The following is a 24,653-nucleotide window of genomic DNA, read 5'->3' on the forward strand; positions in this document are numbered from 1 at the left end:
AGACTCCACCCCGCCAGAGAGGAAGTCCGGACATGCCGGAAAGGACAGTCGTCATCGCCTCGCGCACCGGTCTGCACGCCCGGCCCGCCAAGCTCTTCGTCCAGGCCGCGGCGGCCCAGGGGATGCCGGTGCGGATCCGCATCGGCGCGGGCAAGTCCGTCCCCGCCACCAGCATGCTCGCCGTGATGGCCCTCGGGGCGGGGCACGGCGCGGAGGTCGTCCTGGAGGCCGAGGGCCCGGGCGCGGACTCCGCGCTCGACTCCCTGGCCGAACTGCTCTCCCGCGACCTCGACGCCGAGGAGGCGCCGGATGCCTGAACCGGTGGCCGGGCCCGTACCGGGGTCCGCATCCGAGTCCGGATCCGAGTCCGGGACCGGGAGCGGGACCGGGACCGGGACCGGGACCGGGACCAGCCCCGAGACCGGGACCGGGAGCGCCTCCGGAACGGGGACCGGACGGTTCGCGTCCGGGACGCTGCGCGGGCTGGGGGTCGGTCCCGGGCGGACGGCGGGCAGGGTCTTCCGGATGGCGGGCCCGCTCCCGCTCCCGGACCCGGTCCGGGAAGCCGATCCCGACCGGGAGCTCGGGGAGGCGCTGCGCGCGCTGGAGGCCGTCTCCGCCGAACTGGCGGCGCGCGCCTCCGCCGCGTCCGACCCGGCCGCGAGCGCGATCCTGGAGGCGCAGTCGTTCATCGCCGCCGACCCGGGCCTGCTCGAGTCGGTGCAGGAGAACGTCGCCGCGGGGATGGGCGCCGCCCACGCCCTCGACGCCGCCTGCGCCGGTCACCGGGAGGCGCTGCTGGCGGCCGGCGGCCTGTTCGCCGAGCGCGCCGCCGACCTCGACGACATCCGCAACCGGGCCGTCGCCGCGGTGCTGGGCCTGCCCGTGCCCGGCGTCCCCGACCCCGGCCACCCGTTCGTCCTCGTCGCCGAGGACCTCTCCCCCGCCGACACGGCGGGCCTCGACACCCGGACCGTGCTCGCCCTGGTCACCGAGAAGGGCGGGCCGACCAGCCACACCGCGATCCTCGCCCGCGCCCTCGGCCTGCCCGCCGTGGTCGCCTGCCCGGGCGCCATGCGCGTCGGCGAGGGCACCTGGGCGGCGGTCGACGGGACCACCGGGGAAGTCCGCACCGGCATCGGGGAGGAGGAGGCCGCCGGGATCCTGCGGCTCGCCGCCGCCGACCGCCTCCGGCAGGCGGCGAGCAGCGGCCCCGGCCGGACCGCCGACGGGCACCCGGTCGAGCTGCTGCTCAACATCGGCTCCGCCGCCGACCTCGCACCCGGGGCGGACGCCGAGGGCGTGGGGCTCTTCCGCACCGAGTTCCTCTTCCTCGACCGCAGGGAGGAGCCGGGCTTCGACGAGCAGGTCGCGGCCTACGAGGCCGTCTTCCGGGCCTTCCCCGGCGGGAAGGTCGTGGTCCGCACGCTCGACGCGGGCTCGGACAAACCGCTGCCGTTCCTCGGTGCGGCGCCCGAGCCCAACCCTGCGCTGGGCGTGCGGGGACTGCGCGTCGCGCGCGGGCGGCCGGGCGTGCTGGACACCCAGCTCGACGCGATCGCCGAGGCCGCCCGGGTCAGCGGCGCACAGCCGTGGGTGATGGCGCCCATGGTCTCCACGGTGGCCGAGGCGGACGACTTCGCCGCTCGGGCTCGGGCGCGGGGGATCACCCGCGTCGGGGCGATGATCGAGGTCCCGGCCGCCGCGCTCCGGGCCGACCGGCTGCTGGAGCGGCTCGACTTCCTCAGCATCGGCACCAACGACCTCAGCCAGTACGCCTTCGCCGCCGACCGCCAGCACGGCGGGCTCGCCGACCTGCTCGACCCCTGGCAGCCGGGGCTGCTGGCCCTGATAGCCGGATGCGCGCGGGCCGGGCTGGCGGCGGGCAAGCCCGTCGGGGTGTGCGGCGAGGCCGCGGCCGACCCCCTCCTGGCCCCCGTGCTGGCCGGCCTCGGCGTCACCAGCCTGTCCATGTCGGCGCCTGGCCTCGCACCGGTCCGGGACGCGCTGGCCCGCCGTACCCTGCAGCGCTGCCGGGAGGATGCCCGGCTCGCCCTCGACGCCGACGGCCCGGAGCGGGCCAGGGAGGCGGTGGCCGCGGACCGGTGAACCCGCCGCGGCCCGGTCCGGGCCGCGGCGGGAGGGCGGCGCCCTCAGTCCAGTTCGTAGTCGAGGTGGAAGGAGTGGACGCCGCCGTCGTTGACGATCCCGCCGCCGCCGCGGATGCCCAGCAGTTCCCCGGTACCGGAGCCGGGAAGGACCGTCCAGCTCAGCGCCGACTCCTCGGCGTGCTGCGTGGCCGTGTGGTGGAGCACGAAGGTGCCCTTGCGTCCGTGCACGGTCCCGGTGAAGCGCTCGAAGCCCGCGTAGGCCGCCGACGTCTCGGCCTGGGAGACCGCGGTGATGATGTCGGTGGTGCTGGTGCCGGTCAGGTCGCCGTCGAAGGTCTTGGTGACGTGGACGCGGGTGAGCGTGGCCCCCTCGGCGGTGTCGTAGGGCTGCGGGTCCCAGCCGTCGATGGTAAAGGTTCCTGTGGCGCGCGGCATATGGGCCTCCCTCGGAATTCCAGATCTTTCCCCATCATGGCGTCCGTACCTGTCATCTGATGTCAGGTACGGATCGGCTGCCGGGCACCGCCGGCCGCGCCGCGGTACCGCGTTCTCGCCGCCGGAACCCGGGCGCGGCGTCACCCCGGCGGTGGCGGATACGGCCCGGAGGGCGGACGATGGTGACCATGATCTATCTTGACGCCGGGGACCCGGTCGCGCTCGCCGCGGTGGCGGCGATCCAGGGCGGTGACGTCGGAGCGCTCCGGCGCCTGCTGCACGAGCACCCGGGTCTGGCCCGGACCCGGATCGGCGATCCCGAGGGGGTCTCGCGCACGCTGCTGCACGTGGTCACCGACTGGCCCGGCCACCGCCCGAACGGCCCGCGGACCGTCGAGGCGCTGGTGGCGGCGGGCGCCGAGGTCGACGGCCGTTTCGCCGGCCCGCACGCCGAGACGGCGCTGCACTGGGCGGCCAGCACCGACGACGTGCCGGTGCTGGACGCGCTGCTGGAGGCCGGCGCCGACATCGAGGCCCCGGGCTCGGTCGTCGACGGCGGTGCGCCGCTGGCCGACGCGGTCGCGTTCGGGCAGTGGAACGCCGCGCGCCGCCTGGTCGAGCGCGGCGCCCGGGTCAACCTGTGGCAGGCCGCTGCCCTCGGCCTGACCGAGCGCGTGCACGACCTGCTGCGGGCCGATCCCCCGCCCGGCCGCCGGGAGCTGAACGGCGCCCTGTGGTGCGCCTGCCACGGCGGCCGGCGCGAGACGGCCGAACAGCTCCTGAGCCGGGGAGCCGAACTCGACCACGTGGGCTACGACGGGCTGACCCCGCTGGACGCCGCCTGCCGGTCCGGCGCCGAGGAACTGGCCGTCTGGCTGCGGGCGCGGGGCGCCACGACGGCCGCGCGGCGGTGACCGGGACCGCGGCTCAGCGGGAGACTTTGACCGCTGCTCTGACCACGTCGCTCCGGGTTCCGTCGCCGCTCCAGGTCCCCCAGACGGTGGCGTAGCGGGCCGAGCCCGCCGGGACGGCGGCGGACAGCTGCAGCTGCACGCGGATCAGCCGGTAGGCGCCGCGCGCCAGGGCGACGCGCAGACCGGCGGCCGAGTGCATCCTGGCGGTGACGTCGGAGCTGCCGGAGAAGTAGCGGACCGCCGATCCGGCGGCCGCGCGACCGCCCTTGATCGTGATGACGGCGGTGTCGGTGCCGTCGTTGTAGACGCGGACGTAGAAGCTGCGCGGCTTGAGCGTCCGCCCGGTCCGGCGCATCGTCACCGCCTTGGTCTGTGCCGCCGCCGCTCCGGCGGTGTAGACGTTGTTCCCTACGTAACCGGAGCTCGCGGAGGCGCTGATCAGGGCGTCCGGGCGCTGGTCGCTGACGGCGATGGTCACGGTCATGGTCGCCGGTGACCTCAACTCCGTGCCGGGCCCGGGTGAGGAGAGCGTGACGGTGAGGGTCTCCGCGGTCTCCGGGACGGTGTCGTCGCGGATGGTCAGCGTGATGGCCTTGGTGGCCTGACCGGGAGCGAAGGTCAGCGTCCCGGGGGTGAGGACGAAGTCGGATCCGGAGGTGGCCCGTCCGCCGGTGTGGGCGTAGCGGACCTCCGCGGAGGACGTGACGCCGGTACGGGTGACCGTCAGGGGAACGGCGCCGGCGTTCTCGGTGACCGTCCTGGCCGTCTGCTGGAAAACGACCGCCGACCTGCTCAGCGCCAGGCTGTGGTGGCTCCCGGCGGCGATCTGGGCCACATTGGCCAGCCCGGCGGGCACCCCGGTCTGGCCGAGGTCGTCGCGACCCCAGGCGGTGACGGTGCCGTCGGACCTCAGCGCCAGGCTGTGGGCGTCTCCGGCGGCGATCTGGGTCACGCCGGTCAGCCCCGCGGGCACCCCGGCCTGACCGAAGTCGTTTCCGCCCCAGGCCGTGACGGTGCCGTCGGGCTTCAACGCCAGGCTGTGGTGGTAACCGGCGGCGATCCGGGTCACGCCGGTCAGCCCCGCGGGCACGTCGGTCTCGCCTTCCATGTTCATGCCCCAGGCGGTGACGGTGCCGTCGGACTTCAACGCCAGACTGTGATAGGGGGCGGCGGCGATCCGGGTCACGCCGGCCAGCCCGGCGGCACCGTCGATCAGGTCCCGGGCATCGTCGCCCCAGGCGGTGACGGTGCCGTCGGACTTCAACGCCAGACTGTAGAAGGCGCCGGCGGCGACCTGGGTCACATCGGTCAGCCCGGCGGGCACCCCGGCCTGACCGAAGTCGTTTCCGCCCCAGGCCGTGACGGTGCCGTCGGACCTCAGCGCCAGGCTGTGGTGGTAACCGGCGGCGATCTGGGTCACGCCGGTCAGCCCCGCGGGCACGTCGGCCTGACCGTCACCGTTGTAACCCCACGCCGTCACGGTGCCGTCGGACCTCAGCGCCAGACTGTGGTAGTAGCCGCCGGCGACCTGCGTCACGCCGGTCAGCCCCGCGGGCACGTCGGCCTGACCGTCACCGTTGTAACCCCACGCCGTCACGGCGCCGTCCACCGCGGCCTGCGCTCGGCCCGGAACGGCCAGGAACGCCGCGGCGGCCGTCAGGACGGCCGTCAGCACTGCCAGAACCGGGCCGGGAGCAAGTCCCCACAGGGTTCCGGCCGGTACCGGAGCCGCCGGTGAAGCCCTCATCGACCGTCCTCCTCCTCCGCATCGCGGGCAGAAACGGCACCGGTCCTCAACACCGGTCGAAGGCCGGGATCATCTCCTTCATTGCACAGAAGACGCGCAATATAGGAAATATGCCAAAAAAGGGCTTTAAAGCAGCTTGAAATTGAAACCTGCCCCCAGATCATTCGTCGGCGGGCGGGCTGCGGCCCTCCACGACATCCCGCAGCCCGCCCGCCCCGCCACCGCAGGGGACGACGGCGGCCGCCGGCTTCGGCCCGCCGCGCCCCGCAGGGTGCCGCAGCGGGCACGAGCCACCCGGGGGACGGCGGGCGGCCGGATGACCTCCCACCGACCGGGTACGTCCCCGACCTGGGAAGGAATCACCGGAAAACAGGGGGAAGCGATGATAGGAGCGACGATCGCGGCCGGGCTCATCGCGGCGGGGGTCGCGGCCGGACCTGCCGCCGCGGGGGCCCAGCCGTTGGACGCGCCCGCCGAGCGGGCCTGCCGGATCCTGGCGGGCGTCAGCAACTCGAACAACGGCCAGGCCGTCTTCAACGGGCTGGTCGCGGCCGCGCAGCAGGCCCGCCAGTCGGCGATCCCGGCCGTGGCCGAGACCGTCGCCCCGCTCGGCGAGACGGGCCGGTTGATCGTGGCCTCCCGGCCGCTGGCCCGGATATGCGAGGCCGCGGGCATCGACATCCACGGATACACGGGATGACAGGCTGACGGCCGTCCGGGCCGGCGCGGCGACCGCATCACCTCCGGTCCGGACGGTGCCTCCCCGCAGGCCCGGGGCGCGGTGCGCCCGGCGGGCCGGCCGCCGGACGGTTTCGCATCCGGCCCCGGCATGCCGCCACACCATCGCGGGCCGCACCGATCACCGCCCCGCTTCGTCACGCGGAGCAACCATGCGATCAGCCGCACATTTGGCCGATCCGTGGATGATGTGCCAGCGCGCCGCACACACGGAGTGGACATATAGGAACTATGCGTAAAACTATCCGAATAGCCATCGCTGCCGTGTCACTCACCGTAATGGCCACTCCCTCCGTCGGCGCCGCCGCGGCCTTCGCCCCCCGGCGACTCCAGGCCCCCGCTCCCGCCGTCGCCGTACCGCCGTCGGCCGGGATGCGCGTGGCGCCCGTGCCTGCGGGCACCCGGGCGATGTGGTTGTGGAACTCCGCCACCGCGGTCCCGGCCGAGGTGCTGGCCTGGGCCCGCGACCAGGACGTGACGGAGATCTTCGCCTACGCTCCCGCCGATCTGCCCACCAACTCCTCCCTCCTGAACCGGATGCGCGAGCTCAAGCGCGGCGCCGACACCGCCGGCATCCGGCTGACCGCCCTGGGCGGAGAACCGGAGTGGGCCACCGACCACACCCCGGCCCGCACCTGGCAGCGCGCGGTGCTGGGCACCGGGCTGTTCGCCGGCAGCCACGTCGACGTGGAGCCCTACGCGCTGCCCGCGTGGCAGAGCGACCAGGCCGCGCTGGCGCAGTCCTTCGTGCAGATGCTGCAGACGCTGCAGGCCGACAGCACCCGGCCGCTGGAGGCCGACGTGCCGTTCTGGTACGGCGAGATCCCCACGGGCACCGGCACCACGCTGGCCGACCAGGTGCTGGCGCAGGTGAACGCCGTCACCGTCATGAGCTACCGTGACACCGCCACCGGCCCCAACTCGATGACCGACATCGCCGCCGACATGCTCACCCGCGGAGCCGCCGCGGGCAGGCCGGTCCGGCTGGGCGCCGAGACCGGCCCCCTGGAGGACTGCCCCCACTGCACCTTCGCCGGGGAGGAACCGGCGCGCGTGACCACGGTGCTGGCCGAGGTGGACACGGCCGTCGGCGCGTACGCGGCGTTCAACGGCATCGCGGTCCACCACTACGAGTCCTGGCGCACCATGGGCGCCTGACCGGGCCCGGAGCGGCGTGCCGCGCGGCTCCGGGAAACCGGACATCTGCTCTTCTCATCCGTGACATCCGCGCGTAACACTGGGGCATGCTCTCCCCCTCCCCCGTCCCCCCGGCCGCGCCCCTCCGCGGCAGGGACGCGGAACTGGCCGCACTGCGCCGGCTGCTCGACGACGCCCGTCGCGGGGCGGGCGGCGCCGTGCTCCTGCTGGGTGCCCCGGGAACGGGCAAGTCCGCGCTCCTCGACGCCGCCGCCGACCGCGCGGACGCCCCGGCCTCCGCCCGCACCACCGGTCCCGGCCCGGACGCCGATGCCGCCGACCGCCCGGACGGGGACCGCTTCGTCGTGCTCCGGACGCGCGGCGCCGAAGCGGAGTCGCACCTGCCGTACGCCGGGCTGCACGCCCTGCTCCGCCCGGTCGCGGACCGGATGCCGGCGCTTCCCCCGGCGCAGGCGGCGGTGCTCGCCGAGGCCCTGGAACTCGGTACGGCAGGCCGCGGCCTGGCGCTTCCCGCCGCCGTCCTCAACCTCCTGCTCGCCGTGGGACGCCCGGTCCTGGCCTGCGTCGACGACCTGCACCACCTCGACGCGCCGAGCCGCGAGGCGCTGTTCTTCGTCGCCCGGCGGCTGGCCGGGGAGCGGATCGCGCTGCTCCTGGCGGCCGACGGCGAGGGCGCCTCCGGCGGGGCGGGCGGATGCGGCGGCGGGGCCTGGGACGCCGGCGGCGCTCCCGGTGACATCCCCCGGCTGGTCCTCGGCCGCCTGGCCGAGGAGGCCGCCCGGCAGGTGATCGACGACCTGGCGCCGCCCGGTCTCCCCGAGGACCTGCGGGTGTCGGTGGCCGAGGTCGCCCGCGGCAACCCGCTCGCGCTCCGCGAGCTCGTCGGCTCGCTCACCCCCGACCAGATGAGCGGTCTCGCCGCTCCCCCCGAGACACTGCCGCCGGGCGGGCGGCTGTGGCGCGCGTACGCCGACCGGCTCTCGCGGCTGCCCGGTGAGACCGCGGAGCTGCTGCTGCTACTCGCCGCCGACCCGCACCTGGACACGGCCACCCTGCTGCGCGCCGCCGAGCCCCGCTGCGCGCTCACCGCGCTGGAGCCCGCCGAGCGGGCGGGCATCGTCGTCCGCGCGGCCGGCGACCTCTACGGCTTCCGCGACCCGGCGATGGGCCCGGTGGTCTACGCCGGAGCATCCCCGGCCCGGCGGCGGGAGGCGCACCGCCTGCTGGCCGGCGTCCTGGACGCCGAGCACCAGCGTCTGCGGCGGGCCTGGCACCGGGCCGCCGCGCTGGACGGTCCCGCCGAGCGGCTGGCCGACGCGCTGGTGGAGGAACTCGCCGAGGCGCCGGACGGCACGGCCGGCGGGGCCGCGGGCCGGGGCGGCTTCCCCGAGGCGTTCCGCGCCTTCGAACGGGCCGCGGAGCTCACGCTCCGCGGGGACGTCAGGGCGGCCCGCCTGGCCGCCGCCGCACGCCACGCCTGGCACGCGGGCCTGCCGCAGCGCGCCCGGTCGCTGCTGGCCCGCCTCAACTCCCTGGCGGTCACCGAGGAGGTGCGGGGACGGGCCGAGCTGGTCCGGGGCAGCCTGGAGCTGCGCAGCGGCAAGACCGGCAACGCCTGCGACGAGCTGCTGGCGGCGGCCGACTGGCTGCTCGACCGCGACCGGGAGCAGGCCGTCCGGGCGCTGATCCGCGCGAGCGAGGCGACCTACCTCGCCGGGGACAACCACCGGTTCATGGCCATCGCGCGGCGCGCCGCCGCGCTGCGGCGGCCGGACGACCCGCCCACCACGCAACTGATGTTCGAGTACCTCGCGGGCATGGCGGCGACCTTCCGCGGCCGGCACCGGGAGGCGGCGGCCCCGCTGCGCCGCGTCCTGGACCTAGCCCCCTCGGTGGACAACCCCTCGGTGCTGGTCTGGGCCTGCGTCTCCAGCCTCATGCTGGGCGAGGACGCCCAGGCGCTGAAGCTGTCCACCCGGGCGATCGACATCGCGCGCGCACAGGGGGCCGTCTCCACGGTGCCGCAGGTGCTGGAGTTCCTGATCCAGGCCGAGATCTGGATGGGGCGCTACGCCTCCGTCGCGGCCAACGCGATGGAGGGCCTGCGGCTGGCCCAGGAGACGGGCAGGCTCAACAGCGCCGCCCAGCACCTCGCCTGGCTCGCCCTGACCGCCGCGGTGCAGGGCGACGAGGAGACGTGCCGGATCAGGGCCGGGAGCGCGATCGAGCTGGCCGACGCCCACGGCCTGGGCGTCGCCGGAGCGCTCGGCAACTGGGCGCTGGCCCACCTGGACGTCGCCGCGGGCCGCCACGCGGGCGCCACCGCGCGGCTGCGGGCCACGGCCGGTTCCGGCGGAACGGGCGGCCACCTGGTCATCCGGGTCATGGCGACCCCCCACTTCGTCGAGGCGGCCGTGCGCACCGGCGACGTCGAGCACGCGCGGGCGGCGCTGGAGGTGCTCGACCGCTGGGTGGGCAGCACGCGCAGTCCCGACCGGCTGGCGCTGGCGGCGCGCTGCCACGCGCTCCTGGCCGACCGGGGCGAGGCCGAGGAGCGCTTCCGCGAGGCGCTCGACCTGCACGGGCGGGGCTCCTGCGCGTTCGAGACGGCCCGCACGCAGCTGCTGTTCGGCAGCGTGCTGCGCCGCAACCGGCGGCCCGGCGCGGCCCGGGAGCACCTGCACGGCGCGCTGGAGACCTTCGAGCGGTACGGCGCGCGGCTCTGGGCCGAGCAGGCCCGGGGCGAGCTGCGCGCCTCGGGGGAGGCCCTGCCGTCCCGGCGCGCCCGGCTCCGGTCGGCCGAGGCGCGGACGCAGGCCGAGGAGGCGCCCGCGGCCCAGGCGCTGACGGCTCAGCAGTTCCAGATCGCCCGGCTGGTCGCCGACGGCGCGACCAACCGGGAGGTGGCCGCCCAGCTCTTCCTGAGCCCGCGCACCGTCGAGCACCACCTCAGGAACATCTTCGCCCGGCTCGGCATCCGCTCCCGCGTCGAGCTGGTACGGCTGCTCTCATGACCGCCCGCCTCTCACCTGCGGCGGTTCACGAGCGGCACGCGATGCGGGCATCGGGGCGGACGACCGGCGACGGCACCCGGCGGGCAGGTGGCGGGGTCATCGCGCTTCCGACAGAAGCGGCAGCAACAGCAGCAGCCACAGAAGCACCGCGGCGGCCGCGCGGAGGAGGACGCGGCCGGCGCGGATGGTGATCGCCGGCGGGCGTCGGCGGGACCCGCCGCGGCCGGAGGCCGCAGACGGGTCGCCGGCGTCGTCGGGGCGAGCCGGCGTGCGCATCGCCGGGCTCACTTGTCGCGGGCCGGGCCGAGACGCTGCTCCAGGCGTTCGATGCGGGCGACGAGCGGTTGCAGTTGCTCGCGCACGGCCGCGGTGAGAGCCTGCATGGGGTTGGCCGCGGCGGCGGAGGTCTGGGCACGCAGATGGACGTAACCGGCCAGGGCGGCCGTGACGGCCCGGCGGGTCAGGCGGGGTTCGGCTCCCAGGGTGCGCAGCACCTGCCCGGCGGTGCCGTCGGGTTCGGCGACCAGACCGAGCAGCAGGTGCTCGCAGCCCACGTAGTTGTGCCCCAGTGCGGTCGCCTCCGTCACCGCCAGCTCCAGCGCGCCGGCGGCCGCACGGCTGAAGTGCGTCGAGGAGCCCTCGCCGGCGGCTTCCCCCTCGGCGCCCGCCTCGGAAGCCGCCCGCCGTTCCAGGCCGCGCTGCACCTGCGCGGGGTCGATGTCGATCGCCCGGAGCACGTGCAGCGCCAGGTTCTCTCCTTCGGCCACCATGGCGGCGAGCAGGTGCCCGGTCCCGACGGCCGGCGCGGCGTCGGCGCGGGCCCGGTCGATCGCCAGCCCGACGACGGTGCGGGCACGGGCGGTGAACGACGGCAGCCGTTCGCTCAGGTCGTCGGCCTTCAGCTCGCCCAGGGCGGTCTGCCGGATGGCGGTGATCCGGCGCACCGCCTGCTCCAGGGCGCGCTGGCAGACCGCCGAGATCGGCACTCCGGCCTGCTTGATCGCTTCGGCCAGTTCGTCGGGCAGGTACACGTTGATCTTCGGCATGGCGACGCCTGTCGTTCAATGGGGTTATCCATAGGGGTTATGAAGTAACCATAACCCCTATGGGGTTATGAAGGCCATACTTCCTAACCCCTCACATGGTCCGGTACGGCCGGCGCCGACCGCGGTGGGGCATGGAGCCCCGTCGACTCCTTGACATGCAAGTGGTGACTTGCATATAACTGTGCCCATGGACGCCGACCCCCGCCTGTTCAAGGCGATCGGAGACGCGACGCGACGCATCATCCTGGACGAATTGACCGACAAGGACGGTCAGACGCTGTTCGAGATCTGCAGCCGACTGGCCATGAAGCACGACCTGGCCTCCTCGCGCCAGGCCATCTCGCAGCACCTGGCGGTGCTCGAGCAGGCCGGCCTGGTGCACACCCGGCGACAGGGCCGGTACAAGTTCCACCACATCGACACGAGCCCGCTGCGCTCGATCGTCGAGCGGTGGCCCATCGACCGAGAGGAACCGAACCCATGATCCGCATAAACATCACCAGCGTGCTCGTCGACGACCAGGCCAAGGCCCTGGCCTTCTACACCGAGAAGCTGGGGTTCACCAAGAAGACCGACGTGCCCGCCGGCGAGGCCCGATGGCTCACCGTGGTCTCCCCCGCCGACCCGGACGGCGTCGAGTTGCTGCTGGAGCCGGACGGCCACCCGGCGGCGGGGCCGTTCAAGAGGGCCCTGGTCACCGACGGCATCCCGTTCACCCAGTTCGCCGTCGACGACGTGTACGCCGAGGTCGAGCGGCTCAAGGGGCTGGGCGTCGAGTTCATCCAGGACGCCACCGACCTCGGCCCGGTGGTCACCGCCGTCTTCGACGACACCTGCGGCAACCTGATCCAGATCGCCGCCATGAAGTAGCGGAGAGCGCGTGGCCGGACATCCCCGACGGGGGGCCGTCATCGCAGACCTCACCCGTCGCCCGCCCCGCCACCTCGCCGGCCGCCTCGTCCCCGGGACCGCGGACCGGACGGCCGGGGCCCCCGTCGACGGACGTGAAGTGCCCGGTCCCGGCCTGGACGACGCCCTCCGGGCGGACGAGGTCCCACGGGTCCTCGCTCCAGGCGCGCCGCGTACGGCGTCCGCGACCCCGGGAAGCAGCGGGCGCGAATCGCCGGGCGCCCTCCATTCATGAATCTTCACAGCGAATAACGAAAAGGACGGAGCCGAACAGAGCCATTAAAAGGGTTATATTACCGTTCGCGATGAATTCTCGCCCCTTTCTGCCTACCATCGTCGCCTAGCGTTCATCTCTTTTCGGGGGCCGGCTTCGTGTCACGTCGTGAACATGCGCGTTCCCTCCTGGAGACGAGGTGTTTCCAGTGGTCCATCGTCGCGGTCATCGTGGTCAACGCCGCCACCCTGGGCGCGGAGACCTCCTCGGTGCTGACCGACCACGTCGGCGGACTCCTGCACGCCGTCGACCGGATCACACTGGCGGTCTTCGCAGTGGAGATCGGGCTGCGCCTGTACGTCCACAGGGGCGCGTTCTTCAAGGATCCGTGGAACCATTTCGACACGGTCGTCGTGGTCATCGCGCTGGTTCCCGCCGCCGGTCCGGCATCGATATTGCGGGCGCTGAGGATACTGCGGGCGCTGCGCCTGATATCGGCGGTGCCGAGCATGCGCAGAGTGGTCTCGGCACTGCTGGAAGCCATCCCCGGCATGGTCTCCATCATCGGCCTGCTGGCACTGGTCATGTACGTCTCGGCCGTCCTGGCGACCGAGTTGTTCGGCGAGACCGCCCCCGGCCACTTCGCCGAACTGCCGATCTCGCTGTTCACCTTGTTCCAGATGATGACCGGCGACTCCTGGGCGGACATCACCCGCCAGGTGATGGCCGAGCGCCCGTGGGCGTGGGTGTTCTTCATCGGCTACATCCTGACGTCCACCTTCGTGGTCCTGAACCTGTTCATCGCCGTCGTGGTCAACGCCATGGACGAGCAGACCACCTCCACCGAGGAGCAGCACACCGACGACCGGCTCACCGTGATGCTGTCCGAGATCGTCCGCCTGCACGCCAAGATCGACGCCGTGCTGGCCGCGCAGGCGGTCCCGGCCGGCCCCGACCGGGACCGCCCCGAGGGCCACGTGGAGGCCGGGCTCAGCCCTTGACGCCCCCTGCCCGGTGGCGGCCGTCACCGTCACGGCGGGCACCGTGGACGCCCGGCGGCCGGCCACGCCCGACCGGGCTCAGCTCGGTGAGCCCCGGCCTGGCGCGGCCCCCGGCCAGGCGGTCATCGCCATGGCGGCGACCCCGGCGAGTTCGGTCGCGTCGGCCCCGTCGCGGGCGCGCTGCGACATCCCCTGGATGACGACGGCGAAATAGCCGGCCAGGGCGCGCGGGTCGGCGCCGGGAGGGAGTTCGCCCTCCTGCTGGGCGGCATGCAGGCGGTCGCGGAAGACCATGAGGTTGGCGTTGCGCAGGTCGCGCAGGAACACCGCCACCTCGGCGTCCTGGACCGTGACGTTGGTGGCGGCGCATGACCGGCCACCGCACGTCGTCGCCGGTCGGCCGGTGTGGCGCCGATTCATCCGGGTAGACGTGCCGGGGTGAGACAGGTGCGACGTTCCAGGCCGTTGCCTCGCCGCCGGGCCCGCAGCCGCCATCGGCGGCGGACGATACCCGCTGATCGCCTGCGGGCCCGTTCCCTGCCGCCGGGACTGCGGCCGTGACCGAGCCTGCGGCCGGTGCCGCCCGGCAGATCGGTGAAGTGGTGGTCGGGCCGGAGGGCGTGCTGACGCAGGAGGCCGGCGTCGTGACGGGCTCGATGCACCTGGCCACCCAGCTGGCCGCAGGGCATCTGCGGGTGTTCGTGCAGCGTTCCGGTGACGAGCGGTGGCACGAGGTGGCCGGCAGTCCGCTGCCGGTCCCGCCTCCGGCCGAGGAGTCCGAGCGGGCCCTGCTGCACCTGCACCTGGCGGTGCACGAGGCGGTCATCCGCCACGCCAGGATCACAGGCCTGCCCGATGGGCTGGCGCCGGAGATGCTCGATCCGACCGGGCTGGGCTGAGGTCCGGGCCGTCGCGGCGCCCCCCGGTGCGCAAGGTCACCTGCGGGATCCCCGTCTCGGGATGGGCGGCCACCTCGGCGTCGACCCGGTAGACGCCGGCCAGCAGGGCGGGGGTCAGCACTTCGCCGGGCGTGCCGAGGGCCACGGCGCGGCCGGCGTCCATGACGCAGATGCGGTCGCAGAACGCGGCGGCCATGTTGAGGTCGTGCAGGGCGATCACGGAGGTGACGCCGAGCCCGCGCACCAGGCTCAGCGCGTCGAGCTGGTGGCGCAGGTCGAGGTGGTTGGTCGGCTCGTCCAGCACCATCACGGCCGGTTGCTGGGCCAGCGCCCGCGCGATCAGCACCCGCTGCTTCTCGCCGCCCGACAGCCGGTCGAACGGCGCGTACGCCAGATCGGCCACGTCGAGCCGGTTCAGGGCGTCGGCGATGATCTCCCGGTCGGAGGCGTCGTCGCCGTCGAACGCGCGTTTGTGCGGGGTGCGGCCCATGGTGACGACGTCGTACACGGTGAGTTCGAAGTCGCCGCCGCTCTCCTGGAGCACGGCGGCCAGCCGCCGGGCCAGCCAGGCGGGCGGCGTCTTCCAGACGTCCTCGCCGTCCAGCAGCACCCGGCCGGAGGTGGGCCTGCGGGCCCGGTAGAGGGTGCGCAGCAGCGTGGACTTGCCCGCGCCGTTGGGCCCGGCCAGCCCCAGCACCTCTCCCCCGGCGACCTCCAGGGAGATCTCGCGGACCAGGTCCCGGCCGTCGACGCGGACCGACACGTTCTCCACGGTCAACCTCACTTGGCGCGCCTCCGCATCAGCCACAGGAAGAACGGCCCGCCGGCCAGCGCGGTGATGATCCCCACCGGGATCTCCTCCGGCGCGATCAGGGTCCGGGCCACCAGGTCGGCCGCGACCAGGAAGGCCGCCCCGAGCAGCGCCGTCGCCGGCAGTGCCCGCCGGTGGTCGGCGCCGATCAGCAGCCGGACGACGTGCGGCATGATCAGCCCGACGAACCCGATGGCCCCGCTGACCGCCACGATCGCGCCGATCATCATGGCGACCAGCACGAACAGCGCCGCCCGGAAGCGGTGCACGTCCAGCCCGAGTGAGGCCGCCGCCTCCTCCCCGGCCAGCAGCAGGTTCAGCGGCCGCGACACCCCGACCAGCACGGCCGTGCCGGCCAGCACGGCGGCGGCCGGGATCCACACCACCGCCCAGGTCGTCCCGGCCAGGCCGCCCAGCATCCAGCGCACCGCCGACTGGGTCTTGTGCGGGTCGTTGGAGGTGACCAGCAGGAAGCTGGCCACGGCCGACAGCACCTCGGCCGTGGCGACTCCGGCCAGCACCAGCCGGACCGTGGTCATCCGGCCGCCGGAGCGCGCCAGGAGGTACACCGCCACCAGGGCTGCCAGGGCTCCGAGGAACGCGGCGACGGGCAGGGAGAACGCGCCGAACGCGGTCAGGCCGAACACCACCACGCTGACCGCGCCGACGCCGGCTCCGGAGGACACGCCCAGCAGCATGGGGTCGGCCAGTGGATTGCGGACCAGGGCCTGCAGCGCCATGCCGCACACCGACAGGCCTGCGCCGATCACCGCCGCCAGCAGGACGCGCGGCAGCCGCACGTCCATCACGATGGTCTCCCGCACGGCAGTCCAGGTCGGCTCGGCCAGCGCCGGATGCACCCGGTGCAGCAGGACGCCCCAGACCTGCCCCGCCGGGAGCGTGACCGACCCGGCCGCGATGGCGGCCGTGGCCGCCGCGCCCAGCAGCGCGAGCAGCAGGCCGATCACGACCGGGTACGGCAGTCCCGGGCGCCGGGCGGGGAGCAGGGCGCCCGCAGCCGGCCCGCTCACCGGAACCGGTCGGCGTGCAGTTGCCCGGCCAGCGCCTCGACGGCCCCCGGCGCCCGGACCCCGAGCACCACCGACGACAGCGGCAGCACCGCGAACCGCTTGTGCTTGATCGCCGGCACGTCCCTGAGCGCCGGGTTGGAGAGGAGGAACTCCTCCTTGTCGGCCGCCGACCGGTCGCCGTAGTCGTAGATGACGATCCAGTCGGGAGCGCGCTCGGCCACCTGCTCGAAGGAGACGTCGCCCCACACCTTGTCGAGGTCGGCGAAGACGTTCTCCGCCCCGGCCAGCGTGATGATCTCGTTGCCGATGCCCTTGCCGCCGGCGGTGAAGGCGGTCTTGTCCCCGCTGTCGTAGACGAACAGCCTCACCGGTGCCACCCCCGCCAGCTTCTCCCGTACTCCGGACAGGGTGGTGTGCAGCTCGGTGAGCAGCGGATCGGCCCGGCCGGGCACACCGAAGATCTTCGCGACGTTGCGGATCTCGGTGTCCATCAGCTCCATGGTCACCGGGCCCTCGGCGCACTCCTCGACGTTCAGGTACGTCTTGATCCCGGCCTTTCGCAGGGCCTCCCGGCCGCGGCCCTCCTTCTCGTCGAAGGTGCTGGCGAAACCGCCGTAGACGAAGTCGGGCTCTTCGGCCAGCAGGGCCTCATAAGCCGGGTACTCCTTCGCGACCACCTTGATCGCGCCGTAGGCCGCCTGGTACTCCGGCAGCACCTTGTCGTCGAGATAGGCGGTGCCGATCATCGACTTCTCCAGCCCGAGGGCCAGCATCACCTCGGTGGCGTGCTGGTTCATCGAGACCGCCCGCCGCGGCGGCCGCTCGTAGGTGGTCCGCACACCGCAGTTGTCCAGGGTGACCGGGAAACCCGCGGGCGCGGAGGCCGCCGGAGCGGCCCGGGCGTCACCGGCGGGGGTGCCGCCGCAGGCGGCCAGCACTCCGGACACCAGGAGGGCGAGCAGGAGGGACGCGGGACGTCTGCCCGTCATGAAGTGTTCCTCTCACGGGATCTGCACGACGGGGCGGATCTGAGAGAGGGAACGCCGAGAAGCCTCTCGGCGTGGCCACCGGCCCGACGGACACCAGAGCCCGCTCCTCTCCGGGGAGATCCGCCCCAGTTCGTCGAGGAGGCGACCGCGTGAGTCTCCTGGCTCTCGGGTCGCCGCTCGTCCCCGCCTTCCCACCCCGGGCAGGGGCGGTGGCGTGGTGGGGATCCGCTCGCCGATCACAGTGGCGGGACCGCGCCGGATTCACACCGGCTTCCTCAGTCCGCGCTCGCCTTCGCGCCATCATCACACGAAACGGATCAATGCGCACGATCCGGGCCGTCCTTGTCTCGGCGAGCCCGCGCCGGCCACCACGGCGCAGCAGATGCCGGCGCCCTCGCCGACCTGTCCCGAACGCCTGCGGCACCGGCCTGCGGGATCACCCTCCCGCTCGGGGTGCGAGATCGGCGCACGTCGTTACCATGTCGTTACCATGCAGCCTCCATGCGGAGCCTCCCTACGGTTGCCGGTGTCAGAACATCCCGGCCCTCCCGGACGGAAGGGCCGGCCTAGAGAGAGGTGAGACGGATGGTTCGCATCATCGAATCGTTCACCGAGCGGCTGCTGGGCAGCCTGGTCCCCGCGGGGGAGGCGCAGGCCATGGCCAAGGTCTGCACCCCCATCTCCAGCACGCTGGGGCACTGCCACTTCAGTGTTCCGCCGCCGCCGGCCACGACGATCTCCACCCGTTACCTCTGCGTCGACTTCGACACCAGGAAGCTGTGGACCGAGGAGAAGTCGCACTGCTGACACGTCGGCGCCGCCTCGGCGGGTAGCCGTGGCCCGGGATCGCGTCCGCGCGGGAGAGCGCGCGATCCCGGGTCCGGGCGGAGCCCGCCGACCACGGCGGGGGAAGCGATCCACCCGCCGTGGGAGTCACCGGCGGTGTACGCGTGTCCCGCCTGTCCCCCCTGTCCACCCGGCCGCGCCGTAGGCGGCCGGACGCAGGACGGGAGCGGCCGGACGCAGACGGGAAGCGTCCGGCAGGACCCGGGCGCCGCGCCTGAGGAAGAGGCGCGGCGCCCTCCGCCGGACCCGCACGGCGCCACCGGCCACCGCTGGACGGTGGCGCCATCGGCACGACCGCCGGGTACGGCGAGCCCTTCCACCGCCGCCGATCCGCCCGCAGCTCGAATCGAACTCACCGCAGGGGTGTCCCATGTCCGGTTTCGTGATGGTGTTCGCCGGTCTCACCGGCGTGTTGAGCGTACTGAACCTGCTGCTGACGGCGGCGCTGATCCGTCGGCTGCGCAGGAAGGGCGGGCCGCCGGCCGCGTCTGGGGGCCCGGGACCGGGAACGGCCCCCCGGGTGATGCTCGCGGGCGGGGAGAAGACGGGCGCCTTCCGCGCCCGCACGACCCGGGGCGAACCGGTCGACGAGGGCTTCTTCGCCGAGGGCACGACCCTGTTCGGCGCCTTCGCCCAGGGCTGCGGGAGCTGCGAGGAGCGGCTGCCCGAGTTCCTGCAGATCGCCGAGGTCTTCCCCGGCGGCGGGGAGCAGGTGCTGGTGCTGCTGATCGGCGCGGAACGCGACCTCGAGGCCAAGCGCGCGGCGCTGGAACCGGTGGCCACGGTGGTCACCGAGGAGATGCCCGGCGGACCGGTCGGCAGGGCGCTGGGCGTCACCGGCTACCCGGCGATGGCGCTCGTCGACCCCGGCGGCCTGGTGCGCGCCTCCGGGACGACGGTGCGGGACATGATGACCGCCGGCGCGGGGGTCTGAGGCGGTGCGCGGGATCATCGAGGCCCTGCGGCTGAGCCGGGAGGCGAGCCGTTTCCACACGGCCGTGTTCGCGGTCCTCACGCTGCTGGCCGCCCTGGCGCCGGTCGTGACGGCGTGGCTGACCAAACTGCTCCTGGACGCCCTCACCACCGGTGCGGACTCCGGCCGGGCGCTCAGGCTGGGTGTCGCGCTCGCCGTCGCCGGGCTGCTCACCGGCCTGGTGCCGCACGTCACCCGGTTCGCCTCGGCGGAGAACGAGCGCAGGATCGGCCTGCTGGCGCAGGAGCGGCTGTTCACCGTGGCCGAGCGGTTCGTGGGGATGGCCAGGTTCGAGGACCCGGTCTTCCTGGACCGGATGCGGATGGCGCTGCAGCACGGCGGAGCCACGCCCGGGGTGGTGGTCTCCGGTGTGCTGTCCGTCACCGGGGCCGTCATCACCGGCCTGGGGTTCCTCGGCTCGCTGCTGGTCGTCTCACCGTGGATGCCGGTGCTGGTGCTGGCCTCCGCCGTACCGGTGCTGGCCACCGAGATGTGGCTGGCCCGCCGCAGGGCTTCGCTGCACTGGCGGCTGAGCCCGGTGGAGCGCCGGGAGATGTTCTACCGGAACCTGCTCACCGACCCCCAGGCGGCCAAGGAGATCCGGCTGTTCGGCGTCGGCGCGTACCTGCGCGGGCGCATGTCGGCCCAGCGGCGCAGGTCCGACGGGGAGAACCGGCGGATGGACCTGCGCCAGATGAGGGCGCAGGCGCTGACCGGGCTGCTGGGCGCCGCGGTGGCGGGCGGGGCGCTGGTCTGGGCGGTGCTGGGCGCGCTCGCGGGCCGCATCACCCTCGGTGACGTCTCCCTGCTGGTGGCCGCGGTGGCCGGGGTGCAGGCGGCGGGCCTGGCGCTGGTCCGGGGCATCGCCGACTCCCACCGGCAGCTGCTGCTGTTCGGCCACTACCTGCAGGTCACGTCCGCCGGGAGTGATCTGCCCGTCGCCGCGCGTCCCCGGCCGACCGCGCCGCTGCGGCGGGGCATCGTCTTCCGGGACGTGTGGTTCCGCTACGCCCCTGACGGCCCCTGGGTGCTGCGCGGCGTCGACCTGACCATCCCGCACGGCCGTACGGTGGGCCTGGTCGGCCGCAACGGCGCCGGCAAGAGCACCCTGATCAAGCTGCTCTGCCGGATGTACGACCCGGAGCGCGGTGCCATCCTGTGGGACGGGACCGACCTGCGGGACCTGGACCCGGCCGAGCTGCGCGCCCGCATCGGCGCGGTCTTCCAGGACTACATGGAGTACGACCTGACGGCCGCCGAGAACATCGGCCTGGGGGACCTGTCCCGGTTGCGCGACCCCGACCGCATCACCGCGGCGGCCAGGGACGCCGGAGCCCACGGCTTCGTCACCGGGCTGCCCCGCTCCTACGACACCCTGCTGTCGCGGATCTTCTTCCAGGGCGACGACGCCGAGGGTGCCGCCGACGGGACCGGCGAGGAGGCCGGGGTCGCCCTGTCGGGAGGCCAGTGGCAGCGTCTGGCGCTGGCCCGGGCGCATCTGCGGGCGGAGCGCGACCTGATGATCCTGGACGAGCCCAGCTCCGGCCTGGACGCCGAGGCCGAGTACCGGATCCATCGGACCCTGCGGGAACGCCGGGCGGGCCGCACCAACGTGCTCATCTCCCACCGGCTCAACACCGTGCGGGAGGCCGACGTCCTGATCGTGCTGGAGGACGGGGTGGTCACCGAGCGCGGCGGTCACGACGAGCTGATGGCGCTGGGCGGCATCTACGCCGGCCTGTTCCGCATGCAGGCCGAGGGCTATGCCGAACCGCAGGACCCGGCCGCGGACATCCTGGAGCTGCTGCGCAGGAAGGCTGGGCTGTGAGCGGCCTGTCCTGGCCGGTGCTGGTGCCGCTGCTCACGGCACCGGCGGCCGTGGTGGCCGTCCTGGTCTGGGTGCGCCGGAACCTGCTGGCGGTACGCGTCCGCGGCGGCAGCATGCGCCCCTCCTACCGGGAGGGCGACAGGGTGCTGGTACGGCGGGTCGCCGCCGGCCGGTTGCGCGCCGGTGACGTCGTCGTGGCCGACGCCTTCACTTTCCCCGGCGTTCACTACGGCACTCCGTCCGGACGGCACGCGGCGCCCGCGCCGGGCCCGGGCGCCGTCCGGAGTAAGGCGTCCGGTCCCGGCACGCGGGCGGACTGGATGATCAAGCGGGTCGCCGCCGTGCCCGGCGACCCCCGCCCGGTCTCGGTGCCCGCCCGGGCGGGCGAGACGGCGGTCCCCGACGGATGCCTGGTCCTGCTCGGTGACAACGCCGGCTACAGCCTGGACTCCCGCCATTTCGGCTACGCTCCCGCCGGGAGCGTCGTCGGCAGGGTCGTGCGCCTCCTCCGGGCCCCGGAGCCGCGGCGGTAGGAGAGCGCGGCTCGCCGGCGCCCCCGGCCGTCCGATCGCCGCTCAGTCCCCGTTCGCCGCCGGCAACGTCAGCGGCAGGCCGAACGCGGGGAACAGGTGGGGCTCGAACGCGGTGATCTCGACGATCATCCCGTTCTCGATCCGCAGCACGTCCAGCACCTGCGCGCGGTACACCGCGGTGCCCGGCCGCTGCACGTACCCCGCCGCGGCCGGGCGGCCGTTCGCCCGGGTGGGCAGGTGCCGCCAGCGCCCGAAGTAGGCCGGCGAGGCCGGGTCGTACGTCCTCGCCAGCGCGTCCTCGATCGCGTCCCGGCCCGCGACCCAGAGCGGGCCCGGCGGCATCGTCACCAGCGCGTCCTGGCGCAGCAGCTCGGCCACGGCGGCGGCGTCGGCCCGGTCGGCCGCGTCCATGTACCGTTGCAGGATCACCCGCTCGTCCCGGCTCGGCGCCGCCGGGGCCGTCCACTGCGCCCGGTGCCGGGGCAGATGCTCGCGCAGCGTCGCCCGCGCCCGGGCGAGCGCGCTGTTGGCCGAGGCCGTGCTCATCTCCAGCAGCTCCGCCGCCTCGCCGGCCGGCCAGCCGAGCACGTCCCGCACCACGAGCACCGCCCGCTGCCGGGGCGGCAGGTGCTGGATCGCGGTCAGGAAGACCAGCTCCACCGTCTCCCGCGACAGCGCGGCCTCCTCCGGGGCGCCCGCGGACGCGCTCACGGCCCCGGCGGCGTCCTCCAGCAGGTGGTCCGGGTAGGGCTGCAGCCAGGTGATCCGCGCCGGGGGCTCCGCTCCGCCCGCGGACCCCTCGTAGCGCTGCGGCCGGCGCGTGTTGCGCCGCAGGAAGTCCAGGCAGGCGTTGGTGGCGATCCGGTACAGCCAGGCACGCAGCGAGGAGCGCCCCCGGAAGCCGTCCCGGTTGCGCCAGGCGCGCAGGAACGTCTCCTGCACCAGGTCCGCCGAGTCGTCGTAGGAGCCGACCATCCGGTAGCAGTGCAGCTGGAGCTCCGCCCGGTACGGCTCCGCCAGCCCGGCGAACGCCCACTCGTCCCCGGAGTTCACGGCCGCCACCACCTCGGCGTCCTCCTCGGCGCCGGTCCCGGCTTCGGATCCGGTCCCGGCCTCGCCCTCGGCTCCGGGTGCGGCCTCCGGTCCGAACCCGCCTGCCGTCCCGGGACCGGGCCTTCCGGACGGTTTTTCCGTCACCGGTGCCGGTGTGACGATTTCCTCGGCCGGGCATGGCGCGGGCGAGCCCGCTCCGGTCTGCGCCGCGTCCCGCGCGATGCGGGCGATGCGCCGCAGCCTGCCGACGGAGGACGACAGCTCGGTCACGTCCGCGTAGAACGCCTCGGGCAGCCCCGGCGCCAACTCCCGGGCCCGCCGCTCGATGTCGGCGATCAGCTCCCGCACCGCGTCACCCGTCGCCGGATCCTTCCGGGACCGGTACGCCCGCTGGCGGCACGCCGCCGAGCAGTACACCGAGGACCGGCCCTGCCGCCCCGTACGCGGCGGCAGCACACCACCGCAACTGTGGCATCGCATCACAACGCCCCCATAACGTCACATCATCTGGTGTTACGCATTAACCCACTCCTCGCCATGTCCCACCAGCGATCGGAGGCCCGGCCGATGCCATGACCACTGATCTTCCCCGTGTCCGGGGTGACCGCTCCTGCCGCACGTGGTCCCCGCCCGGGCGGACCGATCAGTTCTGCGGGCCGGATGCGTCTCAATGACCGACCGGCGCGGGCAGCGGCCACGCGCACACCACGGCACCCGGACGGCTCCGGGGAACGGAGTGATCTCATGGCGACGGTGTACATCGAGGCGTCGATGTCTCTGGACGGCTTCATCGCCGGCCCGTCCAACAGCGGTTTCGAGCACCTGTTCGCCTGGTGCCGCAACGGGGACGTGCCGACGTCGACCGCGAACTCCACGCGGGTCGCCTACCGCACCTCGGCGGCCAGCGCCGCCCACGTGCGGGAGCTGAACGACATCACCGGTGCCCTGGTCGTCGGACGCCGGTTGTTCGACATGACCAACGGCTGGGACGGCACCCACCCGATGGGTGTGCCGACCTTCGTGGTGACCCACACCGCGCCCGAGGACTGGAAAGCGGAAGGGACGCCGTTCACGTTCGTCACCGACGGGCTCGCCGCCGCCGTCGAGCTGGCCCGGCAGGCCGCAGGGGACAAGGCGGTCGGGGTCGGCCCGGGCAGCGTGGCCTGGCAGGCGCTCGACGCCGGCCTGGTCGACCAGGTCCGCATCGACCTGGTGCCGGTGCTCCTCGGCGGCGGCACCCGCATGTTCGACCAGCTCGGCACCGCCCCCGTCCACCTCGGCGACCCGCGCGTCGTCACCGGCACCGCCGTCACCCACCTGGTCTACGACGTGGCCGGCGGCCGGCACGCCTGACCCCCTGCGCCGGCCCCGTTCACCTGTCCGGACAGGAAACAGAACACACTGCGCAACAGCGGGCATAAAGGTCACAGGTGATGGGTTTTCCGCTGAGGATCGATGCCACGGGGGGATGGGCGCATGACGATCCAAGAGCGTGTGCGTGATCCGGGGCGGCTCGAGGCGCTGCGCGCCACGGGTCTGCTGGAGTCCCCTCGGGTGCCGCTGCTGGACCAGGTGACCCGGATGGCGGTCCGGCTGCTGGGCGTGCGGGCGGCACTGGTGACCCTGATCGCCGAGGACCGGCAGGTCACCCTCAGTTCCGCGGGCACCGGCCGGCCGCCGCCGCGGTGGACGCCCCTGTCGCAGTCCATGTGCCGGCACCTGCTCGTCGACGACGCCCCGCTGGCGGTGGACGACGCCCGCGGTGACGAACGCTGGACCGACATCGGGGCCGTGGCCCGCGGTGAGCCGGCCGCCTACGCCGGCATCCCGCTGCACGCCCCCGACGGCCTGCCCCTGGGCGCTCTGTGCGTGATCGACGACCGCCCTCACGCATGGAATCAGGAGGAACTGGAGATCCTGAGCGACCTGGCCGCGATGGCGGAAACAGGGATCGGTTCCCAGGCGGCGGAACAGACCCACAGGCGGCTGGAACAGGAACACACGTTCCTGTCCGCGTTGCTGGACAGCCTGAAGGCCCCCGTCGTGGCCTGCGACACCGAGGGCCGGCTGGTGCGCTTCAACCAGCCGATGCGCGAGCTGATGCACGCGCCGGAGCAGCCGATGGCCACCGACCGCTGGGCACCGGCCTACGGGATGTTCGCCCCCGACGGGCGGACCCTGCTCGCCCCCGAACAGGTCCCCCTGGCGCGGGCGCTGGCCGGGGAGCACTTCGACGACCAGGAGGTGGTGGTCCGCGCCCCCGGCGCGCCGCCCCGCCGGTTCGTGACCAACGGACGGCCGATCGAGACTCCTGACGGACATCGCCTGGGCGCGGTGAGCTCCGGCCATGACATCACCGCCCGGCACCGCCTCCAGATGCTCCGCGACACCCAGCACGCCGTG

24 protein-coding genes and 1 riboswitch are annotated in these 24,653 nt (G+C 74.0%); of the genes, 16 read left to right on the plus strand and 8 right to left on the minus strand.

What is annotated here, in order from left to right:
* Positions 1-32: 32 nt before the first annotated feature.
* Together IEZ07_RS29330 and IEZ07_RS29335 are read left to right on the plus strand one after the other, a co-directional pair.
* Positions 33-317, plus strand: coding sequence for an HPr family phosphocarrier protein (locus IEZ07_RS29330; RefSeq protein WP_191897742.1), 285 nt, complete (start codon positions 33-35; stop codon positions 315-317).
* A complete protein-coding gene (locus IEZ07_RS29335; RefSeq protein WP_191897743.1) occupies positions 310-2,109 on the plus strand; it encodes a phosphoenolpyruvate--protein phosphotransferase in 1,800 nt (599 codons plus the stop codon). Before IEZ07_RS29330 ends, IEZ07_RS29335 begins: the two co-directional genes overlap by 8 nt.
* A 44-nt stretch (positions 2,110-2,153) precedes the next feature.
* On the opposite strand, the gene IEZ07_RS29340 is transcribed toward IEZ07_RS29335, so the two are convergent.
* Complete coding sequence (locus tag IEZ07_RS29340; RefSeq protein WP_191897744.1) at positions 2,154-2,546, minus strand: DUF3224 domain-containing protein; 393 nt, start codon at positions 2,544-2,546, stop codon at positions 2,154-2,156.
* Positions 2,547-2,734: 188 nt separating this feature from the next.
* On the opposite strand from IEZ07_RS29340, the gene IEZ07_RS29345 reads away from it, so the two are divergent.
* Positions 2,735-3,460, plus strand: a complete 726-nt coding sequence (locus tag IEZ07_RS29345; RefSeq protein ID WP_191897745.1) for an ankyrin repeat domain-containing protein — start codon at positions 2,735-2,737, stop codon at positions 3,458-3,460.
* Between the two features lie 13 nt (positions 3,461-3,473).
* Here IEZ07_RS29345 and IEZ07_RS29350 read toward each other — a convergent pair whose 3' ends face one another.
* Complete coding sequence (locus IEZ07_RS29350) at positions 3,474-5,135, minus strand: Calx-beta domain-containing protein (RefSeq protein ID WP_191897746.1); 1,662 nt, start codon at positions 5,133-5,135, stop codon at positions 3,474-3,476.
* Positions 5,136-5,589: 454 nt separating this feature from the next.
* Between IEZ07_RS29350 and IEZ07_RS29355 the strand changes: the two genes are divergently transcribed.
* The 3 genes from IEZ07_RS29355 (at position 5,590) to IEZ07_RS29365 (ending at position 10,117) form a co-directional block, all read left to right on the plus strand.
* Positions 5,590-5,907, plus strand: coding sequence for a hypothetical protein (locus IEZ07_RS29355; protein WP_191897747.1), 318 nt, complete (start codon positions 5,590-5,592; stop codon positions 5,905-5,907).
* A gap of 317 nt (positions 5,908-6,224) precedes the next feature.
* Positions 6,225-7,103 carry a hypothetical protein gene (locus IEZ07_RS29360; protein ID WP_191897748.1) on the plus strand — a complete coding sequence of 293 codons (879 nt, stop codon included), beginning with the start codon at positions 6,225-6,227 and terminating at the stop codon, positions 7,101-7,103.
* An 86-nt stretch (positions 7,104-7,189) separates the two neighbouring features.
* Complete coding sequence (locus IEZ07_RS29365; RefSeq protein WP_191897749.1) at positions 7,190-10,117, plus strand: AAA family ATPase; 2,928 nt, start codon at positions 7,190-7,192, stop codon at positions 10,115-10,117.
* Between the two features lie 284 nt (positions 10,118-10,401).
* Here the strand turns inward: IEZ07_RS29365 and IEZ07_RS29370 are convergent, their stop codons facing one another.
* Positions 10,402-11,163: a type II toxin-antitoxin system CcdA family antitoxin gene (locus tag IEZ07_RS29370; RefSeq protein WP_191897750.1), complete on the minus strand. Its 762-nt coding sequence runs from the start codon at positions 11,161-11,163 to the stop codon at positions 10,402-10,404.
* 187 nt (positions 11,164-11,350) lie between these two features.
* On the opposite strand from IEZ07_RS29370, the gene IEZ07_RS29375 reads away from it, so the two are divergent.
* The 3 genes from IEZ07_RS29375 to IEZ07_RS29385 all read left to right on the plus strand — a co-directional run bounded on the left by IEZ07_RS29375 (position 11,351) and on the right by IEZ07_RS29385 (position 13,287).
* Positions 11,351-11,647 (plus strand): ArsR/SmtB family transcription factor, encoded by a 297-nt coding sequence (locus IEZ07_RS29375; RefSeq protein WP_191897751.1) that lies wholly within the window; start codon positions 11,351-11,353, stop codon positions 11,645-11,647.
* Complete coding sequence (locus IEZ07_RS29380; protein ID WP_204054688.1) at positions 11,647-12,033, plus strand: VOC family protein; 387 nt, start codon at positions 11,647-11,649, stop codon at positions 12,031-12,033. The genes IEZ07_RS29375 and IEZ07_RS29380 overlap by 1 nt, the downstream gene beginning before the upstream one ends.
* Positions 12,034-12,444: 411 nt before the next feature.
* Positions 12,445-13,287: an ion transporter gene (locus IEZ07_RS29385; protein WP_191897753.1), complete on the plus strand. Its 843-nt coding sequence runs from the start codon at positions 12,445-12,447 to the stop codon at positions 13,285-13,287.
* A 78-nt stretch (positions 13,288-13,365) separates the two neighbouring features.
* Here IEZ07_RS29385 and IEZ07_RS29390 read toward each other — a convergent pair whose 3' ends face one another.
* Complete coding sequence (locus tag IEZ07_RS29390) at positions 13,366-13,707, minus strand: hypothetical protein (RefSeq protein ID WP_191897754.1); 342 nt, start codon at positions 13,705-13,707, stop codon at positions 13,366-13,368.
* A gap of 137 nt (positions 13,708-13,844) precedes the next feature.
* Between IEZ07_RS29390 and IEZ07_RS29395 the strand changes: the two genes are divergently transcribed.
* Complete coding sequence (locus IEZ07_RS29395) at positions 13,845-14,186, plus strand: hypothetical protein (RefSeq protein ID WP_191897755.1); 342 nt, start codon at positions 13,845-13,847, stop codon at positions 14,184-14,186.
* Here the strand turns inward: IEZ07_RS29395 and IEZ07_RS29400 are convergent.
* From IEZ07_RS29400 to IEZ07_RS29410, 3 genes are read right to left on the minus strand one after another with little or no spacing between them, the layout of a single operon-like run.
* Complete coding sequence (locus IEZ07_RS29400) at positions 14,128-14,970, minus strand: ABC transporter ATP-binding protein (RefSeq protein WP_191897756.1); 843 nt, start codon at positions 14,968-14,970, stop codon at positions 14,128-14,130. The genes IEZ07_RS29395 and IEZ07_RS29400 overlap by 59 nt on opposite strands.
* Positions 14,967-16,028: a FecCD family ABC transporter permease gene (locus IEZ07_RS29405; protein WP_191897757.1), complete on the minus strand. Its 1,062-nt coding sequence runs from the start codon at positions 16,026-16,028 to the stop codon at positions 14,967-14,969. The genes IEZ07_RS29400 and IEZ07_RS29405 overlap by 4 nt, the downstream gene beginning before the upstream one ends.
* On the minus strand, positions 16,025-17,017 hold the full coding sequence (locus IEZ07_RS29410; RefSeq protein ID WP_191897758.1) for an ABC transporter substrate-binding protein: 993 nt from the start codon (positions 17,015-17,017) through the stop codon (positions 16,025-16,027). The genes IEZ07_RS29405 and IEZ07_RS29410 overlap by 4 nt, the downstream gene beginning before the upstream one ends.
* Positions 17,018-17,143: 126 nt before the next feature.
* A riboswitch (cobalamin riboswitch) is annotated at positions 17,144-17,337 on the minus strand.
* A 265-nt stretch (positions 17,338-17,602) separates the two neighbouring features.
* Here IEZ07_RS29410 and IEZ07_RS29415 point away from each other — a divergent pair.
* The 4 genes from IEZ07_RS29415 (at position 17,603) to IEZ07_RS29430 (ending at position 21,197) form a co-directional block, all read left to right on the plus strand.
* Entirely contained in the window at positions 17,603-17,824 is a 222-nt protein-coding gene (locus IEZ07_RS29415; RefSeq protein ID WP_068897282.1) for a hypothetical protein, read from the plus strand.
* A 409-nt stretch (positions 17,825-18,233) separates the two neighbouring features.
* The gene (locus tag IEZ07_RS29420; protein ID WP_191897759.1) at positions 18,234-18,797 is read left to right on the plus strand and encodes a TlpA family protein disulfide reductase; all 564 of its coding nucleotides are present in this window, start codon (positions 18,234-18,236) and stop codon (positions 18,795-18,797) included.
* A 4-nt stretch (positions 18,798-18,801) separates the two neighbouring features.
* Positions 18,802-20,664 (plus strand): ABC transporter ATP-binding protein, encoded by a 1,863-nt coding sequence (locus IEZ07_RS29425; RefSeq protein WP_191897760.1) that lies wholly within the window; start codon positions 18,802-18,804, stop codon positions 20,662-20,664.
* Positions 20,661-21,197, plus strand: coding sequence for a S26 family signal peptidase (locus tag IEZ07_RS29430; RefSeq protein WP_191897761.1), 537 nt, complete (start codon positions 20,661-20,663; stop codon positions 21,195-21,197). Before IEZ07_RS29425 ends, IEZ07_RS29430 begins: the two co-directional genes overlap by 4 nt.
* A 42-nt stretch (positions 21,198-21,239) precedes the next feature.
* Here the strand turns inward: IEZ07_RS29430 and IEZ07_RS29435 are convergent, their stop codons facing one another.
* Entirely contained in the window at positions 21,240-22,598 is a 1,359-nt protein-coding gene (locus IEZ07_RS29435; RefSeq protein WP_239320884.1) for an RNA polymerase subunit sigma-70, read from the minus strand.
* A gap of 396 nt (positions 22,599-22,994) precedes the next feature.
* Here IEZ07_RS29435 and IEZ07_RS29440 point away from each other — a divergent pair, with 396 nt between their 5' ends.
* Both IEZ07_RS29440 and IEZ07_RS29445 read left to right on the plus strand, forming a co-directional pair.
* A complete protein-coding gene (locus IEZ07_RS29440) occupies positions 22,995-23,603 on the plus strand; it encodes a dihydrofolate reductase family protein (RefSeq protein WP_191897763.1) in 609 nt (202 codons plus the stop codon).
* Between the two features lie 123 nt (positions 23,604-23,726).
* Positions 23,727-24,653: GAF domain-containing protein (locus IEZ07_RS29445; RefSeq protein WP_191897764.1), on the plus strand; the 927-nt coding region annotated here is incomplete at its 3' end.

This window comes from Planomonospora parontospora (genome assembly GCA_014647935.1).
In the GTDB taxonomy this organism is placed as follows: Bacteria; Actinomycetota; Actinomycetes; order Streptosporangiales; family Streptosporangiaceae; genus Planomonospora; species Planomonospora parontospora.

Excerpts from the sequence above, each read along its gene's own strand:
- IEZ07_RS29330 (WP_191897742.1), top strand. The coding sequence starts at position 33 with ATGCCGGAAAGGACAGTCGTCATCGCCTCGCGCACCGGTCTGCACGCC.
- IEZ07_RS29335 (WP_191897743.1), top strand. The coding sequence starts at position 310 with ATGCCTGAACCGGTGGCCGGGCCCGTACCGGGGTCCGCATCCGAGTCC.
- IEZ07_RS29340 (WP_191897744.1), bottom strand. The coding sequence starts at position 2,546 with ATGCCGCGCGCCACAGGAACCTTTACCATCGACGGCTGGGACCCGCAG.
- IEZ07_RS29345 (WP_191897745.1), top strand. The coding sequence starts at position 2,735 with ATGATCTATCTTGACGCCGGGGACCCGGTCGCGCTCGCCGCGGTGGCG.
- IEZ07_RS29355 (WP_191897747.1), top strand. The coding sequence starts at position 5,590 with ATGATAGGAGCGACGATCGCGGCCGGGCTCATCGCGGCGGGGGTCGCG.
- IEZ07_RS29360 (WP_191897748.1), top strand. The coding sequence starts at position 6,225 with ATGGCCACTCCCTCCGTCGGCGCCGCCGCGGCCTTCGCCCCCCGGCGA.
- IEZ07_RS29365 (WP_191897749.1), top strand. The coding sequence starts at position 7,190 with ATGCTCTCCCCCTCCCCCGTCCCCCCGGCCGCGCCCCTCCGCGGCAGG.
- IEZ07_RS29370 (WP_191897750.1), bottom strand. The coding sequence starts at position 11,163 with ATGCCGAAGATCAACGTGTACCTGCCCGACGAACTGGCCGAAGCGATC.
- IEZ07_RS29375 (WP_191897751.1), top strand. The coding sequence starts at position 11,351 with ATGGACGCCGACCCCCGCCTGTTCAAGGCGATCGGAGACGCGACGCGA.
- IEZ07_RS29390 (WP_191897754.1), bottom strand. The coding sequence starts at position 13,707 with ATGAATCGGCGCCACACCGGCCGACCGGCGACGACGTGCGGTGGCCGG.
- IEZ07_RS29410 (WP_191897758.1), bottom strand. The coding sequence starts at position 17,017 with ATGACGGGCAGACGTCCCGCGTCCCTCCTGCTCGCCCTCCTGGTGTCC.
- IEZ07_RS29415 (WP_068897282.1), top strand. The coding sequence starts at position 17,603 with ATGGTTCGCATCATCGAATCGTTCACCGAGCGGCTGCTGGGCAGCCTG.
- IEZ07_RS29420 (WP_191897759.1), top strand. The coding sequence starts at position 18,234 with ATGTCCGGTTTCGTGATGGTGTTCGCCGGTCTCACCGGCGTGTTGAGC.
- IEZ07_RS29440 (WP_191897763.1), top strand. The coding sequence starts at position 22,995 with ATGGCGACGGTGTACATCGAGGCGTCGATGTCTCTGGACGGCTTCATC.